The following is a 7,251-nucleotide window of genomic DNA, read 5'->3' as shown; positions in this document are numbered from 1 at the left end:
CTCGTTTTCCCCCCCCCCGCCCCCGGGCCGCCCGGTGCCGCCGTTATACCCGCTGTAAAAACCCCCCCCCCCCCCCCCCGGGCCCCCCCCCCCCCGGGGGCCCCCCCCCCCCCCCCCGGGCCGGGCCCCGCCCCGGGAGGAACGCGCAATTCCCTTGCGCCGCAGGAGGACTCAGACGTTGACGCCGAAGTCCTGGGCGATGCCGCGCAGGCCGGAGGCGTAACCCTGGCCGATGGCGCGGAACTTCCACTCGCCGCCGTTGCGGTACAGCTCGCCGAAGACCATCGCGGTCTCGGTGGAGGCGTCCTCAGAGAGGTCGTAGCGCGCCAGCTCCACGTTGTTCGCCTGGTTCACCACCCGGATGAACGCGTTGCGCACCTGGCCGAAGTTCTGGCCGAGGCCCTCGGCGTCGTAGATCGACACCGGGAAGACGATCTTCTGCACGTCGGCGGGGACGCCGGCCAGGTTGACCTTGATCGCCTCGTCGTCGCCCTCGCCCTCGCCGGTGCGGTTGTCACCGGTGTGCTCGACCGAGCCGTCCGGGCTCTTCAGGTTGTTGAAGAACACGAAGTTCCCGTCCGAGGCGACCTTGCCCTGCTCGTTGCAGAGCAGCGCGCTGGCGTCCAGGTCGAAGTCCGTCCCGGTGGTGGTGCGGACGTCCCAGCCCAGGCCGACGATGACGGCCTGGAGCCCGGGGGCCTCCTTGGTGAGCGAGACGTTGCCGCCCTTGCTGAGGCTGACTCCCACGTGTCCTCCAAGAATCGGGAGGCACGGTCGGTGCCCCCGGTGGTGCGGTTCGGGGCGCGCCCGCCGAAATCGGACGTACGCCCCACTCCGCCAACGGCCCGAGCGTAGTGCCGGGTTCCCGCACGTACGGCCGAACGGGCGGGACGGGAGGGTCGGCCGGGCCGGGCGGGGCCTCCCGAGGGGCCCGCGCCGGGCCTCAGAGGGCGGCGAGGACCTTCAGGTACTCCTGCTCGTCCCGGGCGTCCGGGAGGCCGTTGACGACGCTCCAGCGCACCGTGCCGGCCTTGTCGATCACGAAGGTGCCGCGCAGCGGGCAGCCCTTCCGCTCGTCCAGCACGCCGTACGCCCGGGCGACCTCGCCGTGCGGCCAGAAGTCGGCCAGCAGCGGGAACTCCAGGCCCTCGCGGTCGGCGAAGACCCGCTGGGAGAACTGGGAGTCGCAGGAGACGCCGAGCACCTGGACCTCCTCGTTCTGCAGCCCGGCCAGCTCGCGCTGGATCGCCCCCAGCTCGCCGGTGCACACCCCGGTGAAGGCGAACGGGTAGAAGACCAGGACGACGTGCTTGGCGCCGCGGAAGTCGGCCAGCCGGACCGTCTCCCCGTGCTGGGTGGTGAGCTCGAAGTCCGGAGCCTGGGTGCCGACCTCGACGGCCATGAGCGGGACCTTTCTGACGCGCCTCCGGCGTGCGCGCGGCGCTGGCACGGCGCGACCGGGCCGCGCGGCGGGCGCGGCTGGGCACATCCTCGCATTCGTTGACCTGCGTTCGGCCGAACGGATGACGCGCTCCGTCGGGCGGCCCAACCGTTTCGCCCTCGGCGAACAGCAACGAACGCCGGCGAACACCGGCGGGCGGCGGCCGACAGCCCCCGGCCTCCCACCCGCAAAAGCGCCGGGCCCCGCCGGAGGAGAACTCCGGCGGGGCCCGGCGGGCGGCTCAGGGCCCGTTCAGCGCTGCTTGGGCTGCTTCGCCGTGGACTTGGTGGCGAGCTTGGTGGCCTGCCAGTCCTTGACGATGTTGATCGAGCTGGTCTGCGACAGGCCCGAGGTCTTCGCCGCATCGGCGATGTCGGAGGCCTCGATGTGGCCGTCCCGACCGGTCTTGGGCGTCAGCAGCCAGATCAGACCACCCTCTGCCAGGTACTCCAGGGCGTCGACGAGGGCGTCGGTGAGGTCCCCGTCGTCGTCGCGGTGCCACAGCAGGACGGCGTCCGCGACGTCGTCGTAGTCCTCGTCGACGAGATCCGTCCCGGTGATCTCCTCGATGCCCTCGCGGAGGTCCTGGTCAGTGTCTTCGTCGTACCCGAGCTCCTGAACGATCTGGCCCTCTTCGAAGCCGAGACGGGTCGCCGGGTTGGACTTGTCCGCGGGGTCCGCGGTCGCGCTCACGGGAATAACCTCCAGTATTCGGCCCGGCGTCCATGCCGGGGCTGTGGCCGTAGTCCACACGGGCGCGGCGGTTCGCGCAAGTACCCGACCCCCGATCCCCCCCAAAGGTTGACGTGTCGCACCGGGACACGCCGGTCGACGTGTCGGGAATCACACCGATTTGCCCTTCTCTGCATGGGACAAGGATGCTTCGGGTGGTCCCGGCCCACAGGCCGTACGTGTGCCCGAGATGCGAACGGCATTCGGGGTCCGCGCGTACGCGGGCGTAGAGTCTCCTGTTGGCCCTCACCCCGGCCATCCGCCATCGGATGGACGGGACACCAGGTCGGACCACCTCTTTTCGTAACACCCGGGGGTGCCGGAGCGGACGAAGAAGCCCGCGACGTGCACCACCAGACCGCTCCGCCCACCAGGCGGAACGGTTACCGATCGGTAGAGATGACGGATCTCCGAGCGCGGTAGCACGATGGAGGCGGCGCGACACACCTCAGTTTCGACCGACAGTGAAGGAACAGCGTGGCTTCCGGATCCGATCGCAACCCGATCATCATTGGCGGCCTTCCGAGTCAGGTCCCGGACTTCGATCCCGAGGAGACCGCGGAATGGCTGGAGTCGCTCGATGCGGCCATCGACGAGCGGGGGCGTGAGCGTGCCCGTTACCTGATGCTGCGACTGATCGAGCGCGCCCGCGAGAAGCGCGTCGCCGTGCCCGAGATGCGCAGCACGGACTACGTCAACACCATCGCGACCAAGGACGAGCCGTTCTTCCCCGGCAACGAGGAGATCGAGCGCAAGATCCTCAACGCGACCCGCTGGAACGCGGCCGTCATGGTCTCCCGGGCGCAGCGCCCGGGCATCGGCGTCGGTGGCCACATCGCCACCTTCGCCTCCTCCGCGTCGCTGTACGACGTCGGCTTCAACTACTTCTTCCGCGGCAAGGACGCCGAGGGCGAGTCGGGTGACCAGGTCTTCTTCCAGGGCCACGCCTCCCCCGGCATCTACGCCCGCGCCTTCCTGCTGGACCGACTCAGCGAGCAGCAGCTCGACGCGTTCCGCCAGGAGAAGTCGAAGGCCCCGTACGGCCTGTCCAGCTACCCGCACCCGCGGCTGATGCCGGACTTCTGGGAGTTCCCGACCGTCTCGATGGGCCTCGGCCCGCTCGGCGCGATCTACCAGGCCCGGATGAACCGGTACCTGGAGCACCGGGGCATCAAGGACACCTCCGACTCGCAGGTCTACGCCTTCCTCGGCGACGGCGAGATGGACGAGCCCGAGTCGCTCGGTCAGCTGTCGCTGGCCGCCCGCGAGGGCCTGGACAACCTGACCTTCGTGGTCAACTGCAACCTGCAGCGCCTGGACGGCCCGGTCCGCGGCAACGGCAAGATCATCCAGGAGCTGGAGTCCCAGTTCCGGGGCGCCGGCTGGAACGTGATCAAGCTCATCTGGGACCGCAGCTGGGACCCGCTGCTCGCGCAGGACCGCGACGGCGTCCTGGTGAACAAGATGAACACCACGCCGGACGGCCAGTTCCAGACGTACGCCACCGAGACCGGTGACTACATCCGCGAGCACTTCTTCGGCAGCGACCTGCGGCTGCGGGCCATGGTCGAGAACATGACCGACCAGCAGATCCAGCACCTGGGTCGCGGCGGCCACGACCACAAGAAGGTCTACGCCGCCTTCAAGGCCGCCCGCGAGCACAAGGGCCAGCCGACGGTCATCCTCGCCCAGACGGTCAAGGGCTGGACGCTGGGCCCCAACTTCGAGGGCCGCAACGCCACCCACCAGATGAAGAAGCTGACGGTCGAGGACCTGAAGCGCTTCCGTGACCGGCTGCACCTGCCGATCACCGACAAGCAGCTGGACGAGGGCTACCCGCCCTACTACCACCCGGGTCGTGACTCGGAGGAGATCCAGTACATGCACGACCGCCGCCAGGAGCTCGGCGGCTACGTGCCCACCCGCAAGGTGCGCCCGCGCCCGCTGGTGCTGCCCGGTGACGACGCGTACAAGGCGGTCAAGAAGGGTTCCGGCAACCAGACCATCGCCACCACCATGGCGTTCGTCCGGGTGCTCAAGGACCTGATGCGGGACAAGGGCATCGGCAACCGCTTCGTGCCGATCGCGCCGGACGAGTACCGCACCTTCGGCATGGACTCGCTGTTCCCGTCGGCGAAGATCTACAACCCGCTGGGCCAGACCTACGAGTCGGTCGACCGCGACCTGCTGCTGGCCTACAAGGAGTCGCCGACCGGCCAGATGCTGCACGACGGCATCTCCGAGGCCGGCTGCACCGCCTCGCTGATCGCCGCCGGGTCGTCCTACGCGACCCACGGCGAGCCGCTGATCCCGGTCTACGTCTTCTACTCGATGTTCGGGTTCCAGCGCACCGGCGACCAGTTCTGGCAGATGGCCGACCAGCTGGCCCGCGGCTTCGTGATCGGCGCCACCGCCGGCCGCACCACGCTGACCGGTGAGGGCCTGCAGCACGCCGACGGCCACTCGCACCTGCTGGCCTCGACCAACCCCGGCGTCGTCGCGTACGACCCGGCGTACGGCTTCGAGATCGCGCACATCGTCCAGGACGGTCTGCGCCGGATGTACGGCTCCAGCGCCGAACACCCGCACGGCGAGGACGTGTTCTACTACCTCACCGTCTACAACGAGCCGATCAAGATGCCGGCCGAGCCCGAGAACGTGGACGTCGAGGGCATCCTCAAGGGTCTGCACCGGTACGCTCCGGCCACCGCCGGCCAGATCCCGGCCCAGATCCTCGCCTCCGGCGTGGCCGTGCCGTGGGCCCTGGAGGCCCAGCGCATCCTCGCCGAGGAGTGGAACGTCAAGGCCGACGTCTGGTCCGCGACCTCCTGGAACGAGCTGCGCCGCGACGCGGTGGAGACCGAGGAGTTCAACCTGCTGCACCCCGAGGAGCAGCAGCGGGTGCCGTACGTCACCCGGAAGCTGCAGGGTGCCGAGGGCCCGTTCGTCGCCGTGTCCGACTGGATGCGCGCCGTTCCGGACCAGATCGCCCGCTGGGTGCCGGGCCAGTACCAGTCGCTGGGCGCCGACGGCTTCGGCTTCGCCGACACCCGCGGTGCGGCCCGTCGCTTCTTCCACATCGACGCACAGTCGGTCGTCCTGGGTGTGCTCACCGAGCTCGCCAAGCAGGGCAAGATCGACCGCTCGGCGCTGAAGGACGCGATCGACCGCTACCAGCTGCTGGACGTGGCGGCGGCCGACCCGGGTGCCGCCGGCGGCGACGCCTGATCACCCGCTGACGCCTGAAGGGCCGGATCCCCGCACGGGGGTCCGGCCCTTCGGCGTTCCCGGCGGCCCGACGCGGCCCCGGCCGCACGACGCCGTCCCGGCAGCACGACGCCGTCCCGGCAGCACGACGCCGTCCCGGCAGCACGACGCCGTCCCGGCAGCACGACGGCCCCGGACTCCGTGGGGAGTCCGGGGCCGTCCGCGCTCAGCCGGTCAGCCGGTCAGATGTGCACCGCCGGGCCCGCGTCGGTCTCGCCGCGGCGGGTCAGCAGGGCGAGCAGCGCGGCCACGAAGGCCACCACGGCGGCCACCGCGAAGGCCAGCGACATCCCGCTGACGAAGGAGTGGTGCACCGCGCCGGCCATCGCGTCCACCGCCTGCTGCGGGGTGCCGGGCGGGGCGGGCGGGGCGATGCCCAGCTGGGCGGCCTGCTTGAGGCCGTCCGCCTGGTCCGCGGGAACCGGCGGCAGGCCCGCCTTGGCCCAGTTGCCGGGCAGCACGTCGCCGACCTTGGCGGCCATCAGGGCGCCCAGCACGGCGGTGCCCAGGCTGCCGCCGACCTGCATCGCGGCCTGCTGGAGCCCGCCGGCCACGCCGGACAGCTCCAGCGGGGCGTTGCCGACGATCACCTCGGTGGCGCCGACGATGACCGGGCTGATGCCGAGGCCCATCAGGACGAACCAGAGCGACATCACGCCGGTGCCGGAGCCGGTGTCCAGGGTGGACATGCCGTACATCGCGACGGTGGTGATCAGCATGCCCGCCGCGATCGGGATCCGGGGGCCGAACCGGCCGATCGCGAGGCCGGCCAGCGGCGAGCCGACGATCATCATGCCGGTCATCGGCAGCAGGTGGACCCCGGCGTCGACCGGCTTCATCCCGTGCACGTTCTGCAGGTAGAAGGTCACGAAGAAGATCGCGCCGAAGAACGCGAAGGCCATCAGCACCATCAGCAGCACGCCCGCCGACAGCGGCACCGAGCGGAACAGGCTGAGCGGGACCAGCGGCTCCTTCGCCCGGCCCTGCCAGAGTGCGAAGAGCACCATCAGCACCACGGCGCCGCCCAGGAACAGCAGCGTCCGGCCGTCGCCCCAGCCCCACTCGGGGGCCTTGATGATGCCGAAGACCAGCGCGAACATCCCGACCGAGAGCAGCGCGATGCCGGGCAGGTCGAAGGACTTGGCGGCGTTCTCGGCCCGCACGTCCTTGAGGATCCACAGGCCGAGCGCCAGCGCGATCAGGCCGACCGGGATGTTGATGAAGAAGACCGACTCCCAGCTGACGTGCTCGACCAGCAGGCCGCCGACGATCGGCCCGGCCGCGGTGGAGGCGCCGATCACCCCGCCCCAGATGCCGATCGCCATGTTCAGCCGCTCGGCCGGGAAGGCCCCGCGCAGCAGGCCGAGCGCGGCCGGCTGGAGCAGCGCGCCGAACAGGCCCTGGAGGACGCGGAAGGCGATCACGGTCTGGATGTTGCCCGCGAAGCCGATCGCGGCCGAGGTGGCGGCGAAGCCGACCGCGCCGACCAGGAAGGTGGACTTGTGGCCGAAGCGGTCGCCGATCTTGCCGGCGGTGATCAGGAAGACCGCCAGGGCCAGCAGGTAGCCGCTGGTGACCCACTGGATCTCGGAGGGCGCGGCGTTCAGCTTCTCCTGGATCACCGGGTTGGCGATCGCGACGATCGTGCCGTCGAGGGCGACCATCATCACGCCGACCGCGACGGTCAGCAGGGTCAACCAGGGGTGCCCCTTGAGCCCTCCCCCGGGGTTCGACGGCGGCGGTGCGTCCGCCTCCGGGTTCTTGACGACGGACTGACTCATCTGGGCCCTCCGGGGGCGTGTCAGACAGCG

At 70.6% G+C, this 7,251-nt stretch carries 5 protein-coding genes; 1 reads left to right on the top strand and 4 read right to left on the bottom strand.

From position 1 onward, the window contains the following. Positions 1–171: 171 nt before the first annotated feature. From ACIP4P_RS13230 to ACIP4P_RS13220, 3 genes are all read right to left on the bottom strand, one after another. Positions 172–747 carry a TerD family protein gene (locus ACIP4P_RS13230; RefSeq protein ID WP_350511066.1) on the bottom strand — a complete coding sequence of 192 codons (576 nt, stop codon included), beginning with the start codon at positions 745–747 and terminating at the stop codon, positions 172–174. A 196-nt stretch (positions 748–943) separates the two neighbouring features. Beyond that, positions 944–1,402, bottom strand: a complete 459-nt coding sequence (locus ACIP4P_RS13225) for a peroxiredoxin (RefSeq protein ID WP_350511065.1) — start codon at positions 1,400–1,402, stop codon at positions 944–946. A 291-nt stretch (positions 1,403–1,693) separates the two neighbouring features. Next, entirely contained in the window at positions 1,694–2,134 is a 441-nt protein-coding gene (locus tag ACIP4P_RS13220) for a DUF3052 domain-containing protein (RefSeq protein WP_350511064.1), read from the bottom strand. Between the two features lie 516 nt (positions 2,135–2,650). On the opposite strand from ACIP4P_RS13220, the gene aceE reads away from it, so the two are divergent. Next, positions 2,651–5,401 carry a pyruvate dehydrogenase (acetyl-transferring), homodimeric type gene (aceE, locus tag ACIP4P_RS13215; RefSeq protein WP_350511063.1) on the top strand — a complete coding sequence of 917 codons (2,751 nt, stop codon included), beginning with the start codon at positions 2,651–2,653 and terminating at the stop codon, positions 5,399–5,401. Positions 5,402–5,622: 221 nt separating this feature from the next. Here the strand turns inward: aceE and ACIP4P_RS13210 are convergent, their stop codons facing one another. After that, complete coding sequence (locus ACIP4P_RS13210; RefSeq protein ID WP_400917423.1) at positions 5,623–7,221, bottom strand: MFS transporter; 1,599 nt, start codon at positions 7,219–7,221, stop codon at positions 5,623–5,625. Between the last annotated feature and the right edge of the window lie 30 nt (positions 7,222–7,251).

This window comes from Kitasatospora sp. NPDC089509 (genome assembly GCF_044749365.1).
Taxonomy (GTDB): domain Bacteria; phylum Actinomycetota; class Actinomycetes; order Streptomycetales; family Streptomycetaceae; genus Kitasatospora.
This window is presented reverse-complemented; position numbering and strand designations above follow the sequence as displayed.